Annotated in this window: 21 protein-coding genes and 1 pseudogene; 15 read left to right on the forward strand and 7 right to left on the reverse strand. The window is 46.6% G+C overall.

Annotation, left to right across the window (positions count from 1 at the left end; translation table 11 throughout):
• Positions 1-199 precede the first annotated feature (199 nt).
• From FS373_RS08500 to FS373_RS08510, 3 genes and pseudogenes are all read left to right on the forward strand, one after another.
• Complete coding sequence (locus tag FS373_RS08500; RefSeq protein ID WP_152829257.1) at positions 200-2,785, forward strand: Ig-like domain-containing protein; 2,586 nt, start codon at positions 200-202, stop codon at positions 2,783-2,785.
• Positions 2,786-3,404: 619 nt separating this feature from the next.
• Positions 3,405-4,401 (forward strand): annotated as a pseudogene (locus tag FS373_RS32435) (acyltransferase family protein).
• 108 nt (positions 4,402-4,509) lie between these two features.
• Positions 4,510-5,592 (forward strand): metallophosphoesterase, encoded by a 1,083-nt coding sequence (locus FS373_RS08510; protein WP_152829326.1) that lies wholly within the window; start codon positions 4,510-4,512, stop codon positions 5,590-5,592.
• A gap of 53 nt (positions 5,593-5,645) precedes the next feature.
• Here the strand turns inward: FS373_RS08510 and FS373_RS08515 are convergent, their stop codons facing one another.
• On the reverse strand, positions 5,646-6,044 hold the full coding sequence (locus FS373_RS08515) for an MmcQ/YjbR family DNA-binding protein (RefSeq protein WP_152829258.1): 399 nt from the start codon (positions 6,042-6,044) through the stop codon (positions 5,646-5,648).
• A 97-nt stretch (positions 6,045-6,141) separates the two neighbouring features.
• Here FS373_RS08515 and FS373_RS08520 point away from each other — a divergent pair, with 97 nt between their 5' ends.
• Positions 6,142-7,563, forward strand: a complete 1,422-nt coding sequence (locus FS373_RS08520; protein WP_227992618.1) for a DUF3300 domain-containing protein — start codon at positions 6,142-6,144, stop codon at positions 7,561-7,563.
• A gap of 176 nt (positions 7,564-7,739) precedes the next feature.
• Here FS373_RS08520 and FS373_RS08525 read toward each other — a convergent pair whose 3' ends face one another.
• Positions 7,740-8,456: a pseudouridine synthase gene (locus FS373_RS08525; protein ID WP_144045455.1), complete on the reverse strand. Its 717-nt coding sequence runs from the start codon at positions 8,454-8,456 to the stop codon at positions 7,740-7,742.
• A gap of 307 nt (positions 8,457-8,763) precedes the next feature.
• On the opposite strand from FS373_RS08525, the gene FS373_RS08530 reads away from it, so the two are divergent.
• The 4 genes from FS373_RS08530 to tsgA all read left to right on the forward strand — a co-directional run bounded on the left by FS373_RS08530 (position 8,764) and on the right by tsgA (position 14,708).
• Positions 8,764-9,522, forward strand: coding sequence for a substrate-binding periplasmic protein (locus FS373_RS08530; RefSeq protein WP_144045454.1), 759 nt, complete (start codon positions 8,764-8,766; stop codon positions 9,520-9,522).
• Between the two features lie 668 nt (positions 9,523-10,190).
• Positions 10,191-12,305 carry a TonB-dependent siderophore receptor gene (locus FS373_RS08540; RefSeq protein ID WP_152829259.1) on the forward strand — a complete coding sequence of 705 codons (2,115 nt, stop codon included), beginning with the start codon at positions 10,191-10,193 and terminating at the stop codon, positions 12,303-12,305.
• Between the two features lie 343 nt (positions 12,306-12,648).
• Positions 12,649-13,353 carry a purine-nucleoside phosphorylase gene (gene deoD / locus FS373_RS08545; RefSeq protein WP_144045452.1) on the forward strand — a complete coding sequence of 235 codons (705 nt, stop codon included), beginning with the start codon at positions 12,649-12,651 and terminating at the stop codon, positions 13,351-13,353.
• Positions 13,354-13,526: 173 nt separating this feature from the next.
• A complete protein-coding gene (gene tsgA / locus FS373_RS08550; protein WP_144048872.1) occupies positions 13,527-14,708 on the forward strand; it encodes an MFS transporter TsgA in 1,182 nt (393 codons plus the stop codon).
• A gap of 299 nt (positions 14,709-15,007) precedes the next feature.
• Here tsgA and FS373_RS08555 read toward each other — a convergent pair whose 3' ends face one another.
• A complete protein-coding gene (locus FS373_RS08555; RefSeq protein WP_144045451.1) occupies positions 15,008-15,682 on the reverse strand; it encodes a Crp/Fnr family transcriptional regulator in 675 nt (224 codons plus the stop codon).
• Between the two features lie 91 nt (positions 15,683-15,773).
• Entirely contained in the window at positions 15,774-16,562 is a 789-nt protein-coding gene (locus FS373_RS08560; protein ID WP_227992619.1) for an AraC family transcriptional regulator, read from the reverse strand.
• A gap of 109 nt (positions 16,563-16,671) precedes the next feature.
• Here FS373_RS08560 and FS373_RS08565 point away from each other — a divergent pair, with 109 nt between their 5' ends.
• On the forward strand, positions 16,672-17,853 hold the full coding sequence (locus FS373_RS08565) for a multidrug effflux MFS transporter (RefSeq protein WP_152829260.1): 1,182 nt from the start codon (positions 16,672-16,674) through the stop codon (positions 17,851-17,853).
• Here the strand turns inward: FS373_RS08565 and FS373_RS08570 are convergent.
• Both FS373_RS08570 and FS373_RS08575 read right to left on the reverse strand, forming a co-directional pair.
• The gene (locus tag FS373_RS08570) at positions 17,850-18,710 is read right to left on the reverse strand and encodes a GNAT family N-acetyltransferase (protein ID WP_144045449.1); all 861 of its coding nucleotides are present in this window, start codon (positions 18,708-18,710) and stop codon (positions 17,850-17,852) included. The two genes, FS373_RS08565 and FS373_RS08570, sit on opposite strands and share 4 nt — an antisense overlap.
• A 234-nt stretch (positions 18,711-18,944) precedes the next feature.
• On the reverse strand, positions 18,945-20,210 hold the full coding sequence (locus FS373_RS08575) for a hypothetical protein (protein WP_227992621.1): 1,266 nt from the start codon (positions 20,208-20,210) through the stop codon (positions 18,945-18,947).
• 184 nt (positions 20,211-20,394) lie between these two features.
• On the opposite strand from FS373_RS08575, the gene FS373_RS08580 reads away from it, so the two are divergent.
• Complete coding sequence (locus FS373_RS08580) at positions 20,395-21,081, forward strand: response regulator transcription factor (protein ID WP_322619469.1); 687 nt, start codon at positions 20,395-20,397, stop codon at positions 21,079-21,081.
• On the forward strand, positions 21,074-22,576 hold the full coding sequence (locus FS373_RS08585) for a sensor histidine kinase (RefSeq protein WP_152829261.1): 1,503 nt from the start codon (positions 21,074-21,076) through the stop codon (positions 22,574-22,576). The genes FS373_RS08580 and FS373_RS08585 overlap by 8 nt, the downstream gene beginning before the upstream one ends.
• A gap of 118 nt (positions 22,577-22,694) precedes the next feature.
• Here FS373_RS08585 and FS373_RS31440 read toward each other — a convergent pair whose 3' ends face one another.
• On the reverse strand, positions 22,695-22,850 hold the full coding sequence (locus FS373_RS31440) for a hypothetical protein (protein WP_185976974.1): 156 nt from the start codon (positions 22,848-22,850) through the stop codon (positions 22,695-22,697).
• 642 nt (positions 22,851-23,492) lie between these two features.
• Here FS373_RS31440 and FS373_RS08590 point away from each other — a divergent pair.
• From FS373_RS08590 to FS373_RS08605, 4 genes are read left to right on the forward strand one after another with little or no spacing between them, the layout of a single operon-like run.
• The gene (locus FS373_RS08590) at positions 23,493-24,344 is read left to right on the forward strand and encodes a MipA/OmpV family protein (protein ID WP_144048869.1); all 852 of its coding nucleotides are present in this window, start codon (positions 23,493-23,495) and stop codon (positions 24,342-24,344) included.
• 9 nt (positions 24,345-24,353) lie between these two features.
• Positions 24,354-24,743: a DUF3019 domain-containing protein gene (locus FS373_RS08595; protein WP_144045446.1), complete on the forward strand. Its 390-nt coding sequence runs from the start codon at positions 24,354-24,356 to the stop codon at positions 24,741-24,743.
• Between the two features lie 2 nt (positions 24,744-24,745).
• Entirely contained in the window at positions 24,746-25,450 is a 705-nt protein-coding gene (locus FS373_RS08600; protein WP_144045445.1) for a response regulator transcription factor, read from the forward strand.
• Complete coding sequence (locus FS373_RS08605; RefSeq protein WP_152829262.1) at positions 25,447-26,766, forward strand: ATP-binding protein; 1,320 nt, start codon at positions 25,447-25,449, stop codon at positions 26,764-26,766. The genes FS373_RS08600 and FS373_RS08605 overlap by 4 nt, the downstream gene beginning before the upstream one ends.
• Positions 26,767-26,935: the final 169 nt, after the last annotated feature.

Genomic DNA, 26,935 nt, shown 5'->3' on the forward strand with positions numbered 1-26,935 from the left:
ACTTTACATTCATCCCTAAAACACTTTAAGTTGAATTAAGAGTTAAGGAAAGACTCATCATCTAAGTGAATTTACCCTATCACTTCGAAATAAGAATAAACGGACAGTTGGATAAGTAATCAGAGTAACGCATACGACATGGCAGTTGGCCTATGGCTACATTTCGTGATGAAAACAAAAACAACATCAGGAATGCATTATGAAAAACCACATATCACCCCTGGGCGCGTTTCGCCTTAAACCTCTTTTATACCGCAGTATATTTGCTTCGAGCCTGCTACTTCCCGGCGTCAGTCAGGCAGTTGATTGTAATAGCTTAGTTATTTGGAATGGCGATCAAGCCTATAGTGGCGGCGCTCAAGTTCAACATCTGGATATCGCTTACTCGGCTAACTGGTGGACAAAAGGTAATGACCCAGAGTCAAGGTCCGGCCCCTATCAGGAATGGAGCAATTTAGGGGCTTGTAATGGCGGCCCGACAAACACCCCACCTCAGGTATCACTTACCTCTCCGTTAAATAACGCTTCTTTCAGCGAAAATGACAACGTTGTCATTGGCGTTAATGCCAGTGATAGCGATGGCACCGTCGCCAGTGTCGAGTATCTGGTGGACGGTGTGTCGATAGGCAGCGCTAGTCAGGCTCCTTATGATCATAGCTGGACAGCCAGCACAGGCAATCACGAGATTAAAGCCATAGCCACTGACGATCTTGGTGCCAATGCAACTGCCATAGTCAATATCAGCGTGGCCTCAGTAGGCGGTAATGTTCCGCCAAGTGTCACACAAACCAGTCCCACAGCCGATTCACAGATAACCGTCGGTGATATCACCTTACTCACAGCCGATGCAGCCGATAGTGATGGCGCGATCACTCAAGTCGACTTTTATCTCGATGATGCCTTACTTGCAACTGTTGCCAGCGCACCATTTGAACATAGTTGGACCGCAACAGAGGGGCTCCACAGTTTCAAGGTCAAGGCCACAGACAATGATGGAGCCCAGACCTTCAGCAGCTCGGTTCAGGTCAATGTCAGTAGCGGTCAAGTCGGTGGAGCTTGTGCTGGCGTGCCTGCATTTGTCGCAGGCAAGAGTTATCAGAGTGGCAACGAAGTCGAAAACATCAATCATAAGTATCGCTGTGATATTGCCGGTTGGTGTTCATCAAATGCCGCCTGGGCCTATGAGCCTGGCGTAGGTGAGCACTGGGGCGATGCCTGGAGCGATCTGGGTATCTGCGCCATAGTGCCTGAAATGACCATCACCTCACCTGCGGCTAATGCCGTGGTACTGGCTAATACCAGTGTCGATTTCAAGGTCGATGCCAGCGATAGTGATGGTAATGTCACCCAAGTGGAATTCTTCGCAGCAGGCGCTAGTTTAGGTGTCGATACCACGGCGCCCTACTCGGTCAGCTGGACTGCAACAAACACAGGTGACATTCAGCTCAAAGCCGTTGCCACTGACAACGAAGCTAATACGGCCGAAGAGACCTTGTTAGTCACAGTCAGTAACGAGCCCATTGTCGCCAGTATCAGCGCCACAAATACAAGCGGCACAGTCACACTGGGCAAAACCGTCAACTTTACCGCAACCGCCTCTTCCGTGGTGGGTGAGATAACAGCTATCGAATTTATGGTTAACGGCGCGGCGCTTTCCAGTGATAGCAACGAGCCCTACACGGCGAGCTGGACGCCGGGATCAATGGGAAGTTACACCATTACCGCCAAGGCCACAGACTCCCAAGGTAATAGCATCACAAGCTCGGCACTCAGCATCAATGTCATCGGTGCACCGGTCGGTCAAACTCATAAGTTGATTGGCTACTGGCATGACTTTGTGAACCCGGCAGGCTGTCCTATGCCGCTCAAAGAGATCTCATCGAAATGGGATGTTATCGATATCGCCTTTGCCGATAACGATAGAAACTCAAACGGCACTGTGCACTTCAATCTGTTCAGTGGTGATATTCACTCTACCTGTCCAGCCCTCGATGCCAGCGAATTTAAGCAAGACATGGCGGCGCTTCAGGCACAAGGTAAGAGAATCGTGCTGTCCTTAGGTGGGGCCGAAGGTAATATCACCCTCAATACCGATGCCGATGAAGCCAACTTCGTCTCCAGCCTGACTGAGATTATTGCCGAGTGGGGCTTCGATGGTTTAGATATCGATCTCGAGAGTGGTTCCAACCTGCTCCACGGCACCCAGATCCAGGCCAGATTACCTAGGGCTCTGAAGCAGATTGAAATCAATATGGGCGGTGACATGTATCTAACCATGGCACCAGAGCATCCCTATGTTCAGGGTGGCATGGTTGCCTACTCGGGGATTTGGGGGGCTTATATCCCACTCATCAACGAGCTAAGAGATACCTTAGACTTGCTTCACGTTCAGCTCTATAACAATGGTGGACTTGCCAATCCTTACATGAGTAGTGCAGCGCCAGAAGGCTCGGTAAACATGATGGTGGCCTCGGTCAAGATGTTAGTCGAAGGGTTCAAACTCGCCGACGGCTCTCAATTCTTGCCTCTGCGAGACGACCAAGTGGCCATAGGTTTGCCATCTGGACCCGCTTCAGCTAACTCGGGTCAGGCGCCGACACAGAACATCATAGATGCACTGGACTGCATCACCAAAGGCATCGCTTGTGGCAGCATAGTACCGAGTCAACACTTCCCCAACTTTGGGGGCGTGATGACCTGGTCAATCAACTGGGATAAGTATGATGGGTATAATTTCTCAGGGCCCATAGGCGATAAGATTGATGCCATGAACGCGGAGAATTAATAAAACTATGGGTTGTCACTTCTCAGGGGCATCTACATGGCGATAAGATTGATGCCATGAACGCGGAGAATTAATAAAACTACGGGTTATCACTTCTCAGGGTCACCTACATGGCGACAAAATAGATGCCATGAACGCGGAGAATTAATAAAACTACGGGTTATCACTTCTCAGGGTCACCTACATGGCGACAAAATAGACGCCATGTAGGCGGAGAATTAATAATTCAGCGATAAAATAGATTCAAGGAAGTAAAACGGTCAGTCTGTAACGGGTACAGTTGCAGGCTGGCTATTCAATCAGGTCTATCCACGCACAAAAAAATCCTGATTATTAAATATGACGAACCAAAAATCAGTAACCTCGTTTTTATCTCTATTCTCTATCTCTTCTATATCTTTTCTCTATGTTTGGCCTCTTCATGCCTAGATGCTCTGTTAAAGATAATGCTAGTATGTTGCCGGGCAGTGAATACGAGAAGGGATGCAGTGTGAATCAAGTCGTCGCCGCGAAAAATAGCGAAAATAAAAATAGCGAAATCGAAAAAGTTAATCCGCCAAAGAAAGCATTTCTCAACAGCATCAACCATTTCCGTGGTATCGCTATCATCTTTATTGTGATGGCCCATTGCTATAGACCCGCAGGCTGGCAAGTAGAAACCTTAGCCGACAAAGCTTGGTTTAACTTGATGATGAACGGCACCGTCTTCTTCGTGTTTATCTCAGGCTTCCTATTTCACCATGTATTCTCCCATAGACTGGATTATAAGAAATACATGAAAAATAAGACCAAGTTTGTTTTTCTGCCCTACCTGTTTTTGTCATTACCTTGGATTATTTGGCATATCACGGCGGGGACAGATCCGCTTATGCATCTCAACTATACCCAGCTCACTAACCCAGCTCACTAACCCAGCTGAAATTGCCAGTTGGTATGTGATAACAGGTCGAACGCTCACCGCATACTGGTATATCCCCATGGGCATGATGCTGTTTGCACTATCACCTTGGGTGATGCATCTTCTGAAGAAACAACACCTGATGCATTATGCCATCCCCCTCTTTATCATCGCCATGCTAATCCATAGACCCGAGTCGAACCTCAACGCCATTCAGTCTCTGTTCTATTTTCTTCCTGTCTACCTTTTCGGTGTCTGGAGCTCTGAGCACAGGGATAGCCTGTTCCCTTTTATCGGAAAATTTTGGATCCCCATGCTTATTGCAGCCATCGGTTTAGCCGTGGGGCAAGCCTACTTTTTGGGTGCGGGGACGCTAAACAAGCCGGCCTTTGAAATAACGGTTCCAGATCTTATGTTGCCACAAAAAATGCTATTAACTTTAGTGTTACTGGCCATTCTCAACAAGTTCGAGCATATCAGCATCAAACCACTGCAAAAGCTCGCAGAGGTTAGCTTTGCCATCTACTTTATCCATCCGTGGATAACCACACCTTGGTGGATGCTCTATGACAGCCCGGACATTTTTAATCTTCAGGGACAAGGCAATATTTTTACCACGCTTCTGGTTACCTTAGGCATAGTCGTCATCTCATACGCTGTTGCAGTCACGATAAAAAAACTGCTCAATAAACGTAGCCGTTACCTTATCGGTTGGTAAACAACAAGACTGGTAAATCGACAAATCAGAGAACTTCATGACTCTGACTATCAAATAAGAATAATAAAGAGTGAGATAACATTGAAAAAAACCAAAAAATTTGCAGCTATGAGCTTGTTATTAATCTGTCATATCGGCTTTGTCGGCGCGGTTGAAAAGCAACAAACCTCAGCACAGGATCCTCTCTACGACGGCCCCTATCTGTTCGAACAGACGAAAACACAGCAGTCTCAGCAAGCCTACTGGATCTGTGCCAGCGAACTTCAGGCAACACGAGTCATCAACAATGAACTCAAACGCCCTAATGAATGTGGCAAGTTACCCGAGCCAAAACTCAACCCTAAGGCTAAAGAGATCGCTGCCAACACTTATACTAATGTCAGCAAAATCGTCGCTCTGAGTGACGTTCATGGCCAATACGATGTACTTATCACACTGCTTAAAAATCAGAAGATAATCGATGAGCATAATAACTGGGCCTACGGTACCGGTCATATGGTGATGACCGGGGATATGTTCGACCGTGGTCATCAGGTCAACGAAGTCCTCTGGTTTATGTATAAGCTAGATAAACAGGCCAGTGATGCCGGCGGTAAGCTTCATTTGTTAATGGGTAACCATGAGCAGATGGTGATGCGCGGTGACTTAAGATACGTTAACGAGCGCTATCAAACCGCAGAAAAGCTACTGGAACGCAGCTACGATGAGCTCTATGACAGTAGCAGTGAAATCGGTCAGTGGCTGCGCAGTAAGCACACCATAGTCAAGATAAACGATAGCTTGTTTCTCCATGGCGGGATCAGTGGTGAGTGGGTCGACAGAGAGCTGACTTTAGACAAAGCTAACCAAGTGTACCGCGCCAATATCGATAAGAGTAAGCCTGAGTTAAAAAGTGATGACCTATTAAACTTCCTGTTTTTAGGCAACGGCCCGACTTGGTTCAGAGGCTATTTCGAAGATGATTACCAAGAGAGTGAAATCAATAGGGTATTGGCTTATTTCGATGTGAAACATATCGTCGTCGGCCACACCTCACAGACTAGAGTGTTAGGCTTATTTAACAACAAGGTATTAGCGGTCGATTCGAGCATCAAGAATGGCCAATCCGGCGAGCTGCTGTTAATCACCCCAAATGAAGGCCAAGACACATTAATCCGTGGCCTATACGATGGCAGCCGCGTGACTCTATAAATTACTGACATCCAATGAGCTTGCAAGCTGCAGGCTCACTAACCCTTTCTAGTTTATAAGTGAAGTAATATTGAGACCTGATCTTTCTTGGTCATCTTATCCACCACCAGCTGAAATGAGTTATCGATCATTCGCTCGATCTCACCCGCCGGGATTGAGCCGTCCAGAATAATGGTATTCCACAGCGCCTTGTTCATGTGGTAACCGGGAATAACGGCGGGAAAGATATCCCTCAATATTGCGGCTTCATCCGGGTCGCACTTTAGGTTCATCCACCAATGCTTATTACCTGAGTCATTATTAGAGTCATCACCTTTACCCATCTTGCCAATGGCCAAGGTGGCAAACATTTTCCTCTTCACCTTAAACACATAAACATCGGCGCCAAAGGGGAAATCCAGTACCGTTTCAGGTTTATTTATCAGGTATTTTTTTGCAGCATCAACATCCATTTGGACTCATCCTATCGAACAATCATCACTTTCAGCTTACGTTCATCTTCGCCTCTTTATAATCGATACACAATCAAAATAGGTGTTTGGAGACGATATGAAGATTCACACTCGACAGAATCGAACCGGGGAGCTCATAACCCTGTGTATGATTCTCACTCTTACGCTATTTACCCCCCTTTCAAAAGCACAAGCCGAGTCCAGCGGACAAGAGACCAGCTTTAGTGAAGCCGAGCTAGCGCAGATGCTCGCGCCTATCGCCCTGTATCCGGATAGCCTGCTGACTCATATTCTTATCGCATCGACCTACCCACTGGAAATCGTGCAGGCTAAACGCTTACAGAGCAAAAACAAACTACTCCCTACAGAGCAATTGATGGAGAAGGCCGAAGATGAAGAGTGGGACCCCAGTGTCACCGCCCTGCTTGCTTTTCCTACCGTACTCGACAAACTCAGTGAGGATTTAGAGTGGACACAAGATTTAGGCGATGCCTTTTTGCAAGATGAAGAGAGGATGCTCGCCAGCATTCAGACACTAAGACATCAGGCAGATAAAGCAGATAGCTTAGCCGAGATGGAAAATATGTCGGTAAGCCGTGTCGATAACCAGATCATCATAGAGCCAATCCAAAAAGAGATAGTCTACGTGCCCTATTACGATCCTAGAGTCGTCTATGGTCATTGGGCCTGGTATAACTACCCGCCTGTATATTGGGCACCCTATCCTTATTATGTACGTCCACCCTATGGTCATTTTTACTGGAACAGTGGCGTTCATATCTCTTTTAACTACTATTTTAGCGCCTTCCATTGGAACAAGCGTCATGTGGTGGTCGTTCACCATAACAATGCCCGTCACTATCGTCACCATGGCCGTATAGTAACCAGCCATGGTGCACAGAGATGGCACCATAAACCTGCACATCGCCGCGGCGTCGCTTATCGCAGCCCAGCAGTGAAACATAGATACAAGAGCCATCGTCCGAGCACGCTTTATAGCAAACAGGTACGTCAAGCCGATCGTCACACAATCAAACATGCGAGCACGAGCAATAAGCTTCACTCAAAGTCTATACATACTACACGCTCAACAAGCGTGAATAACCTAAGCCATTACAACAAACAGATAGCGAAACAGAGGGAGCAGAAGTTTGCCAACCAGATGCACCACAAGAGAAACATGCAGGTCAGTGACCGCTCAGTGAATAAGCACAAGGTAAGCAATCATCAAGATCGCACTCAAACACAGCAAAGATTGAAACAAGCATCAAGCAAGCCGTCACATTACAACCGGGCTCAAACGAGGTCGAGTCAGAAGCCAACTCACAAGGCGCACAATAGCTCACAACAGAACAAGCCATCACACTACAACCAGGTTCAAACGAAGGCGAGTCATAAGCCAACTCAGATGAGAAGCTCTGGCCCGTCTAACGCTAAGACACATCATCAAAAAAATGCTAATCACAAAAGTAATAGCCAGAGAAGTAATAGTCGATCTCACACTAAACAGAGAGACTAGCTGATACTTGAATCAAAACCAAAACAGCGAGCTTAAGCTCGCTGTTTTGGTTTTTTCTCATCTTTATGGTTAGCATCTATAGCTGATGACTCGGGCTAACATCTAAGGTTCACTTTCCACTCAGATATCGCCTTTCCAGCCACCAATGAGTCCAACTCTAAAGCACAAAACTAAAATCAAATAACCGACTCATAGCAATTAAACCCACTGACTTCATCTTCTGTCAGGTATCGCCACTCACCAAGTTCTATATCTAAGATCAATTTCCCCACCTGCAGTCGATGTAAGCCGACCACACGATTTCCCACGGTAAAGAACATACGTTTTACCTGGTGATAGCGTCCCTCACAAAGAGTTAACAGTACCTGATGCGACGCAATAACCTCAAGTTTAGCGGGTAGCGTCAGAGATTTTTCGCCCTGCAGCTGCAGTCCTTCTTCGAATCTGGATACCAGCTCATCGATACCCCCATCTTCGATAGGATCTCGCAGAGTCACCCGATAAGTTTTCTCACAGTGATACTTAGGGTTGATGATGTTAAACGACCAACGTCCATCATCAGTGAGCAGCAAGAGGCCTGTAGTATCGGCATCGAGCCTGCCTGTGATATGCAGGTCCTCGGCCCTGTCCACGTGGATATATTTCATTACCGAGGGATAGTCGCCATCGACGTTGGAACAAAGGGTATTGATTGGCTTATGCAGCATGATATAGCGCGAAGGCCTGGCAATCAGGCGCTGTCCGGCTAACATGATGTTGTTGTTTTCATGTACTTGCGTCTGGGGCGTGACAATAACAAGCCCGTTCACCCGCACCTTCCCGGTCTCAATCAAGTCAGTTGATTCGGCACGGGTGAAATCAGTACTCTTGCAGAGGAATTTATCGAGGCGCATTTATCGGTAATATATTGGAGGTGAAACGAGGTGCATCATTATCGCTATTCACCGGCAAGGGTCAAGCTTGTTTATTTTTCACTCGGAGCTTGATTATTTATCAGGCATGCAGCAGATTAATAAGCATATTTATACTTTTAGGGGGTAGCACTGATGTTAACTAACCAGTATAGGTACAGCATACGGTAATTAAGTATCAGCTAATGTCCTTCTGCGGCATGCTCTGCAATCACTGAATTACATATTATCGTTTTTAAGTCACAACTAACTGTGTCAATTCTCTTTTTTATGAGTTACAGGAGAAGTAATGATCAGATTTATATGCTGTTTAATACTCTTGAGTATCTCCACTCTTGTCTCTGCAGAAGAGAAAATGTTACACGCAGATTTCAGGCATAGGCCCCCTGAGATGATAGTCGAAAATAATCGAGCGGCAGGCCCACTGAAAGATGTGTTGGATGAGGCCGCTGACGTCATTGGCTACAAGATAGAGTGGCGTATAGCCCCCTTCGCCCGCAGTTTGAAAGGCTTGAAAAATGGTAAGGTAGATCTGGTACCCAGAGTGATTAAGACAAGCCAACGAGAGAAGTTTATCGATTTTCTCGGTCCGATTGGGCACAGGCAGAAAGATATCGTTTTTCTCGTCAGGAAAGGCAAAGAGAAAACGATTAACGACTACCATGACCTATATCAATTTGAAATAGGCATTAAACGCGATACCGCCTATTTTACCAAATTCGATGATGATAAAGCGCTGCATAAAATATTACTGCTCGATGACAGAAACATGTCCAGCATGTTTGCGGCCCATCGCTTCGACGTCATGGTGGTACTCGACAAAGACTCCATCGAATCAGCCTTCAAACAGATACACTTTACCGATTATGCTTACGCCCACTACAGGCATAAGCAAAATATCGGTATTTTTTACGGTCTATCTAAGCTATCTGCCAATACTAAGGTCAATTCCAAACTAAGCAAGGTACTGCTTAATATGTCACAATCGGGTAGGGTCGCTCAGATCTACCAGGACTATAAGCTAAAGCCTCCACTCAGGCTGTTTTAGGCTGGCAGCGCTACTTACCCCTTTAGCACGCTGAAGATATGCCTCCATTTCATTTTCGGGTACCATACCGCCAATGCCGATGGCTCAAGCTTAATAGCTTGTGAGTCATAAAGTAGCCCCAAAAGCCCATAAATCTCATCGTCTGTAATGGTGATATAGCCATCGTTCATTCGCTCCATGGCCTTGCCCACAAAGCCTGATAGCGCGCACTCAATCCGGCCTACATCTCAGGTATAATCTGAAGTGGTGACTCTATGATGCCAGCGCTGACTTAGGGTTCAGGAAAGACGCAATAGTTTTCCTATGCACATAAGTAACTGGCTTACCTTTCCGGGACAAATTAACTTCATGTAATCTGATGCTTAATACCCGTTTAGTTGGCCATCATTAGTTTAGAAACCACTGACTAATAATCCTTTCTGAAACAATAAACAGGAATTGAAACACTTGTGACACATTTCACAACTCGAGCAATAACAGTTAAACAAGTTGCATCTTTACACTGTAACCCTTGATAGTGAGATTGATTAGCATTAACATCCGCGAAATTGATCTTACATTCACATAAACATCTCATTACTGCGCGTAAAACATGATACGGCCATCACTTTTTATCTCAGATGCCTAGGGAAAGGCACCGCACACTTTGAGTCATTTAGGCTTACTCTATGAAGACCCAAGTTAAATTAATCTCTGCCGTCATCACCGCGATTCTTCACTCAACAGCATTCGCCGCCCCACAAATCAGTGAAACTCCAGATAAGACAATAGTGGCCAGCAATGCCCAAGCCAGTCAGGATATCGAGGTGATCACAGTCTTTGGTCGCCAGCAGCACTACAAAACTGATCAGGCTCATGCCGCCATGCGCTCAGATGTGTCTCTGCTTGATACCCCTCAGTCGGTGACCGTGATCCCAACTGAGATCATGGATGACCAGATGATCCTCACCTTGGGCGATGCACTGAGAAATGACGCCAGTGTATCCATCGGCCGTGTCACCACAGACAGAGAGAGATTTAGGCTGCGAGGCTTTAGCTTAGATGAGAGCACTAACCTGCTTAAAGATGGCCACCAGCACTTCTCAAAATACCGTTTACCTATGGCACTCGTGGATAGTATCGAAGTCCTCAAAGGCCCATCCAGTCTGCTTTATGGTCAGTCGACTCCCGGCGGCCTGGTTAACCTGGTGACCAAGAAGCCAACCTATGATTCATTTTTAGAAGTCGGCGTAAAAGGTGATGACAATGGCTCGCTGCGAGGTATGCTCGATGCGGGTGGCAGCTTAAATGAAGCACAAACCATACGTTACCGCGCCATTGTCGAGAAGCAAGACAACAAGAACTGGCGTGAATACCAAGATGGCAGCGCACAAGAGAGTGACTTCTTCGTCGGTAGCTTGATGACAGACTTCGACATAGGTGACAATCTCACCCTGTCACTACACTATGACACGTCTGACGAAGTGGCAGGCCAGGACAGCGGTTCTCTTATCGATGACCAAGGCAATGTCATCGGCGGCGATGAAACCATCTGGGATATGCCCTGGACTAAGATCGATGCTCAGAGCGAGAACTATGGCGCCGACATCAGCTACCAGTTAAGCGACGACTGGAATATAGATGCGGGCTATAACAAACAACATAACGAGCGTGAGCGTTGGGAAAGCAAGCCGCAAACTAGCAGCTACGATCCTGATACCGGCAGCTACAAGAACAAACCCTATAACAAGCTGGAAGATTGGCAGCAAGAGTCCTCCTATTTTGACTTAGTCGGCACCATAGAAGTTGGCGGCATGCAGCATGACCTGCTGGTCGGTGGTAACTATCTCAAGCACGAGTACAGCTCACTGAAAGTCAAAGGTAAGATGGACTCTGGTAATATCGATACAGGCATCATAGTGCCTCAGCCCGATCTGGACTACGCCGACGGCAAGTCAGAAACAGAGAATTACAAATACTATGGTGTATTCGCCCAAGACTTGATCACCTTCAACGATCAGTGGCAGCTGCTCCTGGGCGTACGTTACGACAAGCAGGAAAAAACCAATGCAGACAGTCAGTCGGTACTGCCTAAGTTTGGGATCATCTACCACCCTACAAATTATGCCTCTATCTACGCCAATTACAGCGAGAGCTTCGAGCCACAGGGCCGAGTAATGGATGATGAAGATGCCAACGATGGCATGGAGCTGGATCCAATCAAGGGCGAGATGTATGAGCTAGGCACTAAGTGGGAACTGCTATCGGGCAAACTTCGCCTCAACGCCGCCCTATTTGATATCAAACGCAGCAACATCATAGTCAACCAAGGTACATTCGATGACCCTATCACCACCCAAGGCGGCGTTCAGCGTCACAAGGGCTTCGAGTTAGGCGCTATCGGCCAGATCAACGATGACTTATCATTGATCACCTCACTCATGTATCTTGATGCTGAATATGAAACCCAAGATGAGTTTCAGGGTAACCGCCCCGAAGACGTCCCCGAGTGGACAGCCTCTATCTGGGCCAAATACTCGATCACAGATCGCGCCGCCTTCAACTTAGGTGCCTTCTACGAAGGAGCCCGTTTCGGCGACGCCGATAACACCTTCGAAAAATCCGCCTACACCCGTATCGACACTGGCATCAGCTATATATTACCTGTGGCCGGAAACGACCTGCAGCTAAGATTGAAAATCGAGAACCTATTCGATGCCGACTACTTAGGTGGCGGTGAAAATGGAGAGGTGAATGTGGGTAAACCGAGAACGCTGAAGTTTGGCATTAGCTACAAGATTTAACTAAGGAATTAGTCCAATATAAAAAAGCCGCTCTGTTCTAAGAGCGGCTTTTTAAGTTCTTATTGAGCTAATGAGTCACACTCATGCCTCACGTTAGGCATTCCCTATCCAAAGCACTGAATTGTTCTGGATAGGAATAATCAGCTTATTTACACTCCATGCGGACTTTTGTCCTAATCCCCTTGTTTCAGACAGCCTTACTATCGAGAGCATTAAACAACATTTAGCTGATTAACCCATCCAATAAACTCAGCATAAGCTCAACTGCATATGAGTTTACTCATCTAGATGTTTCGAACTGCCAACCGACCAACTTATAAGAGTTGTAAAAAGAGAGATAAGTATGACTGCACATATCAGCGGTAAGAAAGGCGACTTTGCCGAAACCATCATCATGCCAGGTGACCCACTGCGAGCGAAATATATTGCCGAGACCTTCCTAGATGATGCTGTAGAAGTAACCAAGATTCGTAATATGCTGGGCTACACAGGCTTCTACAAGGGTCAACGTATCTCTGTGATGGGTCACGGCATGGGGATCCCTTCCATGGTACTTTACGCCCATGAGCTGATTAATGATTTTGGCGTGAAGCGCATCATACGCGTGGGAAGCTTAGGCGCGACCCAAAAAGATGTGAAATTGCACGATGTGATTCTGGCCCAAGCTGCGGGCACCGACTCTCCAACCAATGCTAAACGTAGCAGCGGCTATCAGATGGCCACATCGGCCACCTTCGAGTTGCTTCATAAAGCCTATATGTCGGCATTAGATAAAAAGATCAGCGTCAAGGTAGGTAACATCTTCAGTGGCGATATGTACTATGACCCGGATGAAGATATGATCCCGGCCTTAGAGCGTTTTGGCGTTCTGGGAGTCGATATGGAAGTGGCTGGACTTTATGGCTTAGCCCATCAGCATGGTATCGAATCTTTAGCCATTCTGACAGTGTCTGACCACTGCTTAACCGGCGAAGAAACGTCGGCACAGGAGCGTCAACTATCATTTAATCAGATGATAGAGTTGGCCTTAGAGACGGCTTGTGGCTAATACAGGCTGCTGACTTTAGCCCCTTGTAAGACACTTTTAATAAGCAATTTATTTCAGCTTATGCTCGCAGTAAACCGATATCATTAATGGCAGGGTTAACCTTAACGCTAGCCAATAAAAAAATAACTAATGAATCAACTGCGAGCCTTTAAAACGATAACTAGGTATAGATGATGAAAAACAAAATTTCCTTAACCATTTTAAGCTTCCTCGCCAACTTTATCATGGCGGGCTTTGCGACTCAGTTCGGCATGTTGATTGAACCTATCGCCAGCAAGTTTGCAGCAAACGTCAACGAAGTCGCTTCGATCTTCTCTCTGCTCAACGGGGGCGCGTTAGCCGGGACCATAGCCGCCTTCTTCTTAATTGAGAAGATAGGCGTCAAGCGCATGACCTTACTCAGTTACCTTTGTATTGCCTTAAGTGCTGCCGCACTTCACTTCACCTCGTCACTCAATGTGGTGATGATTGCCATGACCATTATCGGTCTGTGTGGCGGTGTTGGACTCTGTATTGCCGGCACCATCGTGGTGTCGGTGTGGAAAGACAAAATCCAGAGCACCATGCTCGTTGTACAAGACGCTACGTTCAATGTGGCTGGCGTGGTCTTCCCACTCATTACCACTTATGCACTTAGCCATGCACTGTCATGGAGTTACAGTTACCTTGCGGTAGGATTAGTGGCGCTGGGCACGGCTATGATGGCCATGATGACTAATTTTGACTTATGCGAAAGTAAAAGTGAAAACTCGAATGAAACAGCTTCAGGCGGCGAAAAATCGGAGTGGAACTTCTCAATCATCAGTGCGGGTATTGGTTTATTCCTAGGCATGTTGGCGCTTTATACCTTCCTGACCTGGGCACCTATGTTTGTTAAGCAGAAGTTTGACATTCCCTTCGAAGAAGCCGGTAACATCATCACCCAATACTGGTCAGCGGCCCTTGTCGGCGCGCTCATTTCGACACTTATCGTGTCCAGAGTGAAGATCCAACACTTCCTGATGGGCATGATGACCTTAGCCTTAATCATCACCAGTCTCATTGTCACCACAGACAAACTGGAGTGGATGAGCTATCTGACCTATGGCTATGGTTTTGCCTGTGCAGCCCTCTATAATGCCTTTATCGCCTACGGGGTGTCATTTGTGAAACAGGCCAGCAGTAAGAATGTGTCTTACATCTTAATCAGCGGTAGCGCTGGCGCCATGTTTAGCCCGGCTATCAGCTCCATGTTTGAATCCGTGATAGGTTTGCAAACTGTGATGTACGCCATCCCCGTCATTTACGCCATCATTTTAGGCATGCTAGTTATGTCTCGTCGCCAAGCGGCAGAAAACAGTTTAGCCATGGCTTAGATTGGGACTTAAAATTGGTATTAAAAATCCGTATAATACCGGTAACTTTAATGTAGATAATGACAGATAAGCTAACTGCCATGCGCAAACCAAGAACGATTAGAGTTAAGAATAGAGTACGTAAAATCAGAAAGAGGCGAGCGAGTATACTCTGTTTGTTGATGAGGAAGGCCTGTCAGCAAGATGAGCAGCAGAGGAGCCTCAAGCTGCAAGAAAAATAATACTCCCTATTACATTAAGCCCCGGTAGTCTGACTGCCGGGGCTTAATTTTATTCAAACTATAATGCTGGCAATTCGGCTATTCAAGATAGGCTTTCAGTCCTTCTAGATTACTTATCACTATCCCCTCTTCCTTATCCTTGTGGATCAGGCCTAATTCCTCAAGCTTCTTGACGGCACGGCGATACACACGATCTGTCGTCGCAAAACGCTCAGCCTCCAGGTAGCACTTAGTGAAGCCATCTACAGGCAGATCGTCTAAATATTGATGGTAGAGGTCGTAAGCTATGTTATAGGCGATGGGATACAGCATTCTGCGAGTCAGGATATCGACGGTATCTTGATAATCGACGGCGATGGCACTGGCAAAAAACAGGGCAAACATAGGCTGCTTGATGAGCGCCTGCTGCAGCTTATCACCACAGATAACCTCAATTTCGACGTCATCTTCGGCCACGATATCCAACTGACACTTATAATCACTGAAAAACTCCATCTCACCAAACAGTTGAGAATCACACACCATAGTGCCTAACTGAAAACAGCGGCCATTGCGGGCCGTATAGCCCATAGAGATCCGGCCATGCTTGACTAAGATAAGCGAATCCACTTTCTGCCCCTGCCGCATCAGTTTTTGATGTGCCGGAACTAACTTAGTTTCACTGATGCACTCGAGCATGATCTGCTCAATTTCATCGTGTTCCTGTTCCCAAAGTGATTGGAATCGCCCTTTAGACAGAGGTTTTAGTTGCATCAAGTATGCTCAGTATCGACGTTCTAAACATCATTATAACAGTCAAAAACCATGACTAGCGAATATCCACATATATGCTGCTTCAAGCGAATTAAGCGTTAATAAACCGATTGGGCGTCTCCCCCATATGCTGCCGAAAAAAGCTGATAAAGGCGCTATCGCTGGAAAAATCCAGAGAAAAAGCCACTTCCGAGATACTTCGACCCTCGGCGAGTCGGACTATTGCCCCATGTAACCGCCACTGCTGGCGCCAAGCTTGATAAGGCATCCCGGTTTGCCTGATGAAGATACGCGAAATGGTTTTCTCACTGGCACCAATCCTTTTGGCCATTTGATTCAATGGCTGGGGCAAGGTCTCTCCAGACATCACTTGTGCCAGCCAAGGTTTCAAACGAGGATCATCAGGAATAGGCAGAGGTAACATCTCTTCCGGCGCAACCAACAACTCCTCAATAAACAGGGACAGTAGGTTCTTTTGTTGCTCGGCTGGCATGTCCCAGGGCCACAGAGACATACGCTCAATCAGTTGTTTAAACAGATCGTTAACGCCGATGATTTTGATCTTGTCAGGCAAATCGATAAAGGAGGCGGTATCGAAGTATAGGGAGCGACATGTCACCACCTCACGCATCTGCATTCTGGCGCAATGCTCTATTCCTGCGGGGATCCAGGCGGCCTTGGTCGGTGGCAATACATATTGCATCTGCTCCAGAGCTATGGTTATACACCCTGTGGGCGCATAGAGCAGCTGGGCCTTCTTATGGCTATGTACGCCTGAGTCATAATTTCCCACCCCAGATGCGATACCGACCACCTGAGCCTCAAAATCATCTAAGCTTGCCAACACCTCTGCTGCACAATCTGAGTTTAGGATCGCCATAAGTCTTATTTTTGATAGTTAATGTCCTTATCATTGTAATCGGACACGCGGCTGATCGCTATAGTTCCCGGCATCAAATTTAATATTCAATGCCACGGAGTCACCTCCCATGAAAACAATGCCAAATCTCTGGCTTATATTAGCCTTAGTTATGTTTCCACAAGTTGTCGAAACCATCTATAGCCCGACTCTACCTCATATTTCACAGGCGTTCGGGGTAACAGCCCAGACCGCTTCACAAACCATATCTGTGTACTTTATCGCTTTTGCCTTCGGGGTACTTGTCTGGGGAAGGCTGAGTGACACCATAGGTCGTCGAAAAGCCATGCTGCTTGGATTAGTCACCTATGGCGTGGGTGCCACACTGGCTATTTTTGCAACCAGCTTTGAGGCGCTGATGCTGGCAAGGATCATATCGGCTTTCGGTGCGGCCACAGGCTCAGTCGTGACTCAGGCCATGCTAAGAGATTGCTACCAGGGAACCGAACTGACGAAGGTATTCTCGGTGATCACCATGGGCGTTTCGATCAGTCCGGTTATTGGATTATTGAGTGGCGGCATCATAGTGACTCATTTTGGCTATAACGGGATATTCTGCAGCTTGCTGATGCTAGCCATCACACTCTGGCTGCTTGCCCTTATCACGTTATCCGAGACCAATCCGAAAGTGAATGCTAACGCCGAGTCAGTAAATCCCCAAAAAATTGGCGTTTTTCAGCTGGCCAAGCAGATGAGTCGAGACTCGAGTTTATGGTGCAACGCCGGTCTGATCGCAACCTTTAATATCATGCTATATAGCTACTACTCGCTCGGTCCCTTTATCTTTAATGATTTAGGCATGACATCGACCGAGTTTGGCTATAGCGGCATCGTGTTACCCATAGGAACGATACTGGGCAGCATGCTCAATAAGCGCTTGATATCGAAAGGCTGGCAGTCACACCACTTGATCTCTGCCGCCTCAGTTCTGGCCTTAACTTGCGCCTTTGGCGTCTGGTTACTCAGGTCTGATCTCTTGTTCCTAATACCTATGGTAGGTATGTTGCTTTGTATTGGCATGGCTTTGCCCAATATAATGAGTCAAGCGTTAGTAAATTATCGACACGCGGTTGGCACAGCTGGCGCCTTGTTTGGGTTAACTTACTACTTGCTGTTCGGTGCGGGTCTTGCGCTCACTGGGATATTACAAAATCTGGGGATGGTACTCATCTTGAGTGCAGGCTTATCTTGCTTACTCAGTGTAAAACTAAACCTTGGCACTGTTGCAAGAAAACAGTGCCAAGATAGCTAACCAAGCTCAAACGTAGTGATGCCAAATATCTTTCCATTATCGATATTTGGCATCCCTTTTTGATACATGCGCACTGTTGCAAACACCACCTGCATATCTTCACGTTCAGCCAAAGCAACGGCGGCGGGGTTATTTTCAGGCACATCTAAAATGAGAGTTTCCCCTTCGATACCTGACTGAGCTTGATTCAATAACACGCCCGCAATGTCAGCATTATCCGCAAATAACGGCCCGACTTTATAGCCTTCGATACAAGGGCGTCTGACTAAATACCCACTGATTTTCCCCTCTGAGCGGTAAACTAACGTCAATCCATCGCTCTGAGTCATCCAAGCCTTTAGAAAGGTCTCACGATTTGCAGGAAAGCATTGGCGGTCATAGAGGTTAATGGTATTTAACTCAGTACTGCTCACATTGTTATCTAGGACAGTAATGGCTTCAATTGACTGAGAACGATATGAAGCTAATTTTTGATATCTGCGATTCTGGTAATAAGGCTGATAACCGATACGCTGATATATTTCGACATTCTCAAGCACGCCATCGATGCCAACATTACGCTCACCGCAGTAAGCTAACCTGTGCTTAGTGAGTGCCAAGCCGTAACCTTTGCCTCTATGCTCTGGTGCGACGATATAGAGTCCACAAAAAGCAAAGTCCTTACCATAGGTTACTGCACTGCCTACCGCGACAATTTCCCCCTCTAGCTCACCGACAAAAAAGCCATTGGGATCGGCTCGGTAAAACAGAGCCGCATCGTTAAGACCAGGGTTCCAGCCCTCGGCTAGGGCCCACTTCAACGCCAACACCAGCTCATCGGCAGTCATATTGCGGATCAGTAATTTCAATTCAGTCATCTTGCCTCTCCTTTTACTCAGAACAACCTAGCTATTATCCTTGGATTCCAGCCACTGATTAGGCCCACTTCAGCGCCAACACCAGTTCATCGGCAGTCATCTTGCCTCTCCTTTTACATTCAATGACGCATTATGATTTGGCGGAAGCAGGTATCATATTTTTCAGTCACTTCCCCCACAGACCTATTCCAACTAATCCCTCAAACTAGCATCTGGCTTGATAAAAAGTACAGGTTATAAATCGATATTAATATCGCTAAAAGCAGCCTGTTCTATATGGATGACCCGGCTTACTCCGTCCCTGTTATCGACCATATCTGAAATAAGAGTCGAACCATCGGGCTGTTTATCTAGAGTGTACTCAGCTGAGCTACCGCTAAAGAACACGATGTTGGTTGCCGCATTACCCGTGATGCGGTTATCAAAGCCATTGACTATGACATTACTGCTCTTATCACCGGTTAAGGTGACATCTTTAAGGTACTGAGCATGATAGGTGTATCCTAAATCCGCATTAAATCTCAGGCTGAAATTGCCCTCAAAACTCGCATCAATGCGGGCATCATAGGTCAGATAAGGATGAAAGAATTTGTTATCCATCAGCTTAGCTCCCAAGAGATCTTCACTGGTGATCTCAGCTCTGGTTTTCGCCACATAACCTCCCCACATGCCGTGGGTTGAACTCTCACTCCAGGCCCCCCAGAGGCCATAATATGAGTCAATAACTGAGGCTAAATACTCCTGAGTCAGGCTGTTTTCCGGCGTGAGCTCGGCAATCCAATCAGGCATGCCAATACCCCATAACTTGTCATTAAGTGCGACAATCTGAGCGCTGCGAATTTCGGCCTGATAATCGGCTAACGCGCCAACAAATTCAGGGTTTTTATCGACGCCAATGCCGTAATCATGAACCAAGTGCAGTATCTCTTCGAAACTGGCATCACGATGACCATCATAAGTTTGATTGATATACCAGTTGCCTCCCTCGACCTGGATTTCATTCTGATAAAGCGGCTGACCGCCTAAATCTGTCGCCGGATTAGTACCGTCATCCTGGCCATTGAGCAGTAATAATATAGCGCCGTTATCTGCCATCTTAATCGCCACAGCAGACTTATCACTGCCATATTCTGAACCCGGATAATCGGTGAGATAGTGAATCAAGATAGAACGCGCTCTGACAATTTGATTGTCAGACAGTTTATCCTGAGCGATAAGGTGTATCGACTTGCCATTAGCGGCCTGCATTTGGGTGTAACGGTTAAATTTAAGCGCTGAGCTGTATGTCGCCGACAGAGAATCCGGCACACTGGTGATATCCAAGGCTAAGGTTGCAGCCGACAATTTACTTCCCGGGACCATAGTGTCAGTGTCAGTGTCAGTGTCTGTTTCTGTGCCCGTCGAATCAGGGGCTGATTTGGTACTTGAAGAATCTGAGTTACACGCCGCCACTGTCACTAAACTTGTTATCAGCAGACTTGCCAATAATACTTTAATCATAATATGTCCCCGGAATCATCGTATGAACAAAATTATCATGGGAAGAAAGAATAGAAAGTAAGCGGCTGTAAGCTAAGGGACAACCAATGTAAGCAGGTGTAAGCGCGCTATCATTAACGGTGAGAGTCTGTAAAAATAAGCGCTTCTAGCTGCTCACCTATAGCACTTGGTATTAGGAGTTTCTGTGGTAAAAGCGCACATACTCATCATAGAAGATGATTTAGAGATCTCACGATTGACCGCCATGTATCTGGAGGCGGAAAATTATGAGACTAAGATTGTCAATGATGGCCTACTCGCAGTCGATACCATTAAGCGCTATAAGCCTGATCTGGTCATACTCGATCTCATGTTACCCGGCTTAAATGGTATCGAAATATGCAGGCAATCCCGCAGTTTCTATTTTGGACCCATACTCGTACTCACTGCCTGCGCCGACGATATGAGCGAAGTCAGCTTGTTAAAACTGGGGGCCGATGATTATCTGACAAAACCCATACGCCCCCATGTGATGGTTGCGCGCATTGACGCTCTCCTCAGACGGGTTGGCAATCAGCCTCCGAGTACGGAAGTGATAGCGATAGGCCAGCTAAGGCTTGATACCGCCACGAGAGAAGTCAATCTTGGCCGACTCAAGCCTGTGCTCACAGAAGCGGAATATGACATCTTACTCCTGCTAGCCTCGAATCCTGGCAATATCGTCTCCAGAGATGACTGCTGCCGCTCCCTGCGCGGCATAGATTATGACGCTAATGACAGATCTGTGGATATGCGAATTTCAGGCTTAAGAAAAAAACTTGGCGATATCAGCTCACCTTATAAGCTTATCTTAACTGTGCGTAACAAGGGGTATATGTTAGTCAATGGCTAAATTTATTCCTCCCCTATTCGCCCGCCTCTATCTGGGGATAATACTCGCTCTGGGCGGCAGCGTATTTATCACTTTATCATTTAGCTATGAAGCTCTGGAACAAAGCGATCTACTAGATTTTAATGCCGATACCGATTACATTTTCAATGAAATATCTGTTGCTTTGGAAAACAATGATGTTGATCCAGAACAATATATTCAGTCCTTGCCAAAAACTCTGCTTACTTTCGATATAAAATGGCAAGAGACATGGGATGGCGCTCCAGAATGTAATATATGTGAGTACTTATATACCAGTGATAACAGTTTAATCTACAATCTCGATGATGAAAGATTGTTAGCCGTTTATCCCCTGGATAATGCTAAAGGTGCGATACTTATCAGCGACCAATATCACTTTTTTGATGGTACACACTCTGAGGTCGACGATGAAATAAAGCTGCAAAACTTAGCCATCTTATGGCAACAACATCCGGAAGACATACTCCCAGTGATACTGCTCTTTGTAGCCATATTCGCGATAAGTGCCCCCCTCTATTTTCCTATCCGACAATTACAGAAACAGATAAACCAGCTTATCGACACCAATGATAAATTTGGTCGCGGCGAGCTTATGGTACGCGCCTCCCCCAAGTTATCAGAGCCAGTGAAGGCCTTGGCGACGAGTTTTAACCAGATGGCTGAATCAATTACCGAAACCGTGAAAGAGAATCAGATATTCGCACAGGCCGTACCCCATGAAATGCGTACTCCTCTGAGCCGCATACAACTGGCCACAGGCCTGTTACGAAAGAGGAGTACCCAGCCACAACAAGTCGCCCTACTCGACAATATCGATACCTATATAGATGATATCGATGAGCTCACCAAACAAGTACTGACTTTCTCTAAACTCAATGCCGCAATTGATGAAGACAAGTCCATAGGCAAGCAAGTCATTAAACTCGAACCCTATTTAGACGAGCGTATAGCTCAGTTGAACCAGGATCAGACCAAGAAAGTTATCCTCTATTGTCATCAACAGGAGCTGGAGTGCGACCCTGCCTATCTCAGATTAATGTTCGATAACTTAGTTAAGAATGCCATCAGATATGCCAAGTCCACCGTGATCATCTCTGTTGAGATTAAAGAGGACTTAGATACGAGTAAAACCTTAATAGGGAAAAGCTCAGAGTGGATACTCTCAAAATGGAAAGTATCAAAATGGAAAGCCGCCAGCAAAAGAGTGAATCAAGCCGACACACAGCTCATCATCACAGTGGCAGATGATGGCCCGGGTATAGCGAAGGAAGATTTCGACACCATCTTTATCCCCTTCTCCCGCTTAGACAAGAGCCGAAATCAACAAACCGGCGGTTTAGGCCTAGGCCTAGCTATCGCCAAGGCCGCGACCAAACGCATGTCCGGTGAGTTGAGCATGAGTAGCAACTCGGCAGGGGGGGCCAGTTTCAGCTGCCGTATACCAAGTGGCTATTCACTCAAAAGCAATAGCTAGCTCCATTTAAGCTGTTTTCGCCTGAGTGCTGGATTTCTTAACAAAATCGGCAAGTTGAATTGTTAATTGGGCTACTTGTAGCTTGAGATCCTTGCTCTTTTCTTTACCGGATTCAGTCTTATCTCTGACTGATTCCTTCAACAGCTCCTTGATCAGTTTCAATTTCTTCTGCAAACGTTCTAGCTGTTATTCCAGTGACATTCATACAAATCTCTTTCTTTAAAAAGTGGCTATTTACGATACCAATCCAATTAACTATTACTTGCACTTGCATGTTGAATGCTAGCTTCAATATTTGGATCCCGATTCGATCTATGGCTAGCTTCTCAATTCTGGGTTCGGTATTCAGTAAGCGTATGTAAGCAGGAGCAATAACAAGGCTCTTATCTCAAGAGGAATTCAAATTACCTAGGCTTCTTTATACCTATAGGCAATAAGAAAACAATCGATTCAGAATTATCCACTAACAGACTGATTAAAATGAATAAGCAGCATTCCAGAGCTCAATCTTGAATCATCGAACACAAAAATAGACAACCAAAACGCCCAAGAAAGGCGAGTTTTACCGGTTCTGATATTGCGTTAATGACTGGCATAGGATTATCGCGACACAGATGTAACCAATGCCGTTAATATGCTAGTATCTTGTGAATATCAAGGCTTCATTGTGTACGATAATACATTGCATAATGAGAGAGTAATCTTGTTCCCAAACATCACCCAAACCAGTGTATTTTATTGGTTTTTTTACTAGTCAGATCGAATTTAATAACAAGATGTGCGCCTATTGATTGGTTGTAAAAACTTATCTGGGGGTTCGCCTAAGTTTGGGCGTTAGCTGCTAAGGCTGTAAGAAGAAAGTGCGGTACTCGACAACCACAGTTAGAAGAACGAAATGAGCAATAATGTGAATAAAATGAGCGTGCGTATTATTCGAGCAATTCTCTTAACCTTGATGATTATTCCAGGAGTTTCAGCTGCGTCAGACATTGCCAGCAGTGTCAGCGGTGGCGTAGAAGATCGCCTTGCCGATGGCGGTTACTTTGAACTCGGTGTCAGCGTTTATGGCGTCAATAAAGTCGATATCCGCCAAATAGATCATCAATCTGTGGAACCTTCGCTGTTGATCAGTGGTATGTACCAGTACAAAGGGCTCTTTGTGGAGATGATCCACCAATCTCAGGATGGAATTAACCTAGGATTTAACTTCTGGAATTCGGAAAACTGGTCCTTGGATCTACTGCTAGCCAATTTGCAAAGCTCCAGGAGCCGCCCGGAAGGTGTGGATCCCAGCATGCTTGATGAAGCCGACCGCAACGCCTACCTGATGTCGGAGGACTCCTGGTACGTAGGTGCTGGTTTCCGCGCCACCCGCTATTGGGGGGACCGCTACGTTTTCCAATACAGATTGGTGAGCGATTATTACGATGGTCAGGGGATATCGAGTACCGCCAGATTGGGGACATCCTGGCAGGTTCGTAATTGGAATTTCCACGCACTAGGCAGCATAGAATATTCATCAGCCACTTTGAATCGCCACTTTTTTAGCGTCAGCGACGAGGAAGCTACTGAGCTGTTCCCCGAATATCAGCCAGGCAGTTCCTTTAGTTACGGCATGGAGTTGGGAGTGGCTTATCCTCTGAGTGAGAGTTTTGTATTCCGTGCCATGTATCGCCTTAACGTGCTGTCCAATGAAGTGACTGACAGCCCCTTTAACCAAACTGGCTATGTGTCGTTCTTTAACGCCTCTATCAGTTATGTGTTTTAGGCGGACGACATGAATAAATTTACTCAATGGTTGGCTTTGGCGTTGTTGGGAGTTCCCATGACGGCCTGGAGTCAAGACGATTCAATAGCCTTTACCGCCACTCCTAAACGATGTATCGCCTTACACAAAGGCCAGACTTGCTATCAGGATGTACTGTTTCGTTGGCAGACACCTGAGCTCGGCCAGTATTGTCTGGTACTGAGCAAAGATCATCGCAAACTGACATGCTGGAATGGCAAAGCCATTCAGCAGTACCAGTACAGTTTTGAAGGGGACAAGACCACCAGCTTTAGTCTGATCCACAGTGATGAAACACAACCGCTGGCACAGCTAAAAGTGGTGGTAACTTGGGTTTATAAGGCCCCAAAACAGAGTGGATCCGGCTGGAGGTTATTCTAAACATGCCAGTTACAAAGCAGATATTGGTGGTGGAAGACGATGCCTCGCTAGCGGAATGGATTTGTGACTATTTACTGGACCATGGCTACGGGGTAACACTGGCGAGCCAGGGTGACTATGCGCTGGAGATGATCGCCGAAGAGCAGCCAGATCTGGTATTGCTGGACGTAATGATACCGGTGAAAAACGGATTCGATGTGTGCAAAGAAGCGAGGGAGTTTTATTCCAAGCCGATCCTATTTATGACTGCCTGCAGCGAAGACGGAGACGAGATTCAGGGGCTGGAGGTTGGGGCCGATGATTACCTCACTAAACCAATTCGTCCACGGGTGCTACTGGCGCGCATCAAAGCCCTGTTACGCCGTACCTGTGACGAGGAACTTAAACAACAACTGAAGTTTGGCTCGCTGGTCCTGAACGCGACCGCCAAATCGGTCACCATTGACCAGCAGTCGGTGGGCTTGAACGCCAATGAGTTCGATGTATTGTGGCAGTTAGCATTGAAGGCGGGCACCATAGTCAGTCGCATCGAACTGGTATCCCAGCTGAGAGGGATCGAATACGACGGTCTGGACCGTTCAATAGATATCCGCATCTCGCGCTTGCGTAAGAAACTGCAGGAAGCCCAGAGCCAACCTTATAAAGTCAAAACAGTCCGTGGCAAAGGATACCTTTTCTGTCGCGATGACAGTGAGCCAGCGTCATGAAAAAATTGATAGCCTCTCTGGTGTTAGTGGTACTCACCACCATCGCCAGCCTAGGCTGGTCAATCAGCGAGTTTGCAGCCCTTCAGAACCCTGATACAAATAATCCCAGTGTAGCCAACCGTCTTACGGCACTGAAACTCATGGGCAGCACGCTGGCACTGAGCCTAGATAACGACACCACCCACATTGATCTATTTATTGATAACTGGAATCGGCATAATTCCGAGCAGTTGTCTTTGATAACCGAAGCTGAGTTCGGCTTACCTGCCCCCTTGAAGGCACAATTCGATACCGAGGCAGCCCTGCTACTCGAGTCCGACGAAGGGATCTCCCTGCATTACCGAATGCCTCACAAAGGTCAAATACTGAACATCAATACAGAACTGATGACACCAATAGATGCCAATTGGAGCCTGAATAAACTGTATACCATGCTCTTCTACGTTGGCGTGATGCTGATTATGCTGCTATGGGTATCTCCCCTAATCCGGCGGCTGGTGAACCTAAGCAAGGCGACACAGGCGTTTGGCATGGGTGAATTACAGCAGCGAATTACGGTCAGCAAAACATCTTATATAGGCTCCATTGAAACCGAATTTAACCGCATGGCGGATCGTATTCAGCAATTGCTGGATGACAACAAACTGCTCAGTCGAGCGGTATCCCACGATCTGAAAACACCAATTGCACGGCTAAGATTTGGCATCGAGGCTCTGGAAGAAACTCAAAATGAACAGCTACGGGTTAAGTACTTCCAACGGCTAAACCGGAATCTTGACACCATGGAAGAGTTGGTGATGACTCTACTCAGTTATGCCCGCCTGGATCAGGCCAATATCCAGCCGGATTGGCAGTCCATTGAACTCAATGCCTGGTTGCAGGAAAAACTGGCATGCCTACTCGACCCATCTCACCCAATCGACTTCGTGCCATGTACAAAATCACTGACTGTCAGCACAGATCCCAAATACCTGTCGATGCAGGTGAATAATCTCCTCAGTAATGCTCAACGTTTTGGGCATTCACAGATTAAGTTAACAGTGGCTATTGAAGAAGGCCTTGTATGGATACATGTCGACGACGATGGCCAAGGCATCGATGCTCAGGAAGCAGACCAGGTGATAAAACCCTTTGTGCGAGGCCAACAAAGCCGAGACAATGCCGGCCACGGCATGGGCCTGGCCATTGTCGATCGCATTGGCTCTTGGATGGGATCGAAATTACGTATTGGCCGAGCTCCAGAATTAGGTGGTGCCCGCATGTCACTAAGGTTTGAGCCATTATCGCAAGCAACTTATACCAGTCCCACTAAGTAGGTGATCAGTTCAGAGCCATTCAGGCTTTTCAATTCAAGGCATTGATGAAGAGATGCTTGTTCCCTTTGAAGTTTACTTTCAAACCCTATACCGTTAAAGGTTAAGCTGTTTGGGTTATGTCGAAAACAGAGACCTAACCTTATATATGGAAAGGTCTACTCCCGCGATC

This window comes from Shewanella sp. YLB-07 (genome assembly GCF_009377275.1).

Bases quoted from the DNA above. Each gene is read 5' to 3' on its own strand.
- FS373_RS08500 (WP_152829257.1), top strand. From the start codon at position 200: ATGAAAAACCACATATCACCCCTGGGCGCGTTTCGCCTTAAACCTCTT.
- FS373_RS08510 (WP_152829326.1), top strand. From the start codon at position 4,510: ATGAGCTTGTTATTAATCTGTCATATCGGCTTTGTCGGCGCGGTTGAA.
- FS373_RS08515 (WP_152829258.1), bottom strand. From the start codon at position 6,044: ATGGATGTTGATGCTGCAAAAAAATACCTGATAAATAAACCTGAAACG.
- FS373_RS08520 (WP_227992618.1), top strand. From the start codon at position 6,142: ATGAAGATTCACACTCGACAGAATCGAACCGGGGAGCTCATAACCCTG.
- FS373_RS08525 (WP_144045455.1), bottom strand. From the start codon at position 8,456: ATGCGCCTCGATAAATTCCTCTGCAAGAGTACTGATTTCACCCGTGCC.
- FS373_RS08530 (WP_144045454.1), top strand. From the start codon at position 8,764: ATGATCAGATTTATATGCTGTTTAATACTCTTGAGTATCTCCACTCTT.
- FS373_RS08540 (WP_152829259.1), top strand. From the start codon at position 10,191: ATGAAGACCCAAGTTAAATTAATCTCTGCCGTCATCACCGCGATTCTT.
- deoD (WP_144045452.1), top strand. From the start codon at position 12,649: ATGACTGCACATATCAGCGGTAAGAAAGGCGACTTTGCCGAAACCATC.
- tsgA (WP_144048872.1), top strand. From the start codon at position 13,527: ATGAAAAACAAAATTTCCTTAACCATTTTAAGCTTCCTCGCCAACTTT.
- FS373_RS08555 (WP_144045451.1), bottom strand. From the start codon at position 15,682: ATGCAACTAAAACCTCTGTCTAAAGGGCGATTCCAATCACTTTGGGAA.
- FS373_RS08560 (WP_227992619.1), bottom strand. From the start codon at position 16,562: ATGGCGATCCTAAACTCAGATTGTGCAGCAGAGGTGTTGGCAAGCTTA.
- FS373_RS08565 (WP_152829260.1), top strand. From the start codon at position 16,672: ATGAAAACAATGCCAAATCTCTGGCTTATATTAGCCTTAGTTATGTTT.
- FS373_RS08570 (WP_144045449.1), bottom strand. From the start codon at position 18,710: ATGACTGAATTGAAATTACTGATCCGCAATATGACTGCCGATGAGCTG.
- FS373_RS08575 (WP_227992621.1), bottom strand. From the start codon at position 20,210: ATGATTAAAGTATTATTGGCAAGTCTGCTGATAACAAGTTTAGTGACA.
- FS373_RS08585 (WP_152829261.1), top strand. From the start codon at position 21,074: ATGGCTAAATTTATTCCTCCCCTATTCGCCCGCCTCTATCTGGGGATA.
- FS373_RS31440 (WP_185976974.1), bottom strand. From the start codon at position 22,850: ATGCAAGTGCAAGTAATAGTTAATTGGATTGGTATCGTAAATAGCCAC.
- FS373_RS08590 (WP_144048869.1), top strand. From the start codon at position 23,493: ATGAGCGTGCGTATTATTCGAGCAATTCTCTTAACCTTGATGATTATT.
- FS373_RS08595 (WP_144045446.1), top strand. From the start codon at position 24,354: ATGAATAAATTTACTCAATGGTTGGCTTTGGCGTTGTTGGGAGTTCCC.
- FS373_RS08600 (WP_144045445.1), top strand. From the start codon at position 24,746: ATGCCAGTTACAAAGCAGATATTGGTGGTGGAAGACGATGCCTCGCTA.
- FS373_RS08605 (WP_152829262.1), top strand. From the start codon at position 25,447: ATGAAAAAATTGATAGCCTCTCTGGTGTTAGTGGTACTCACCACCATC.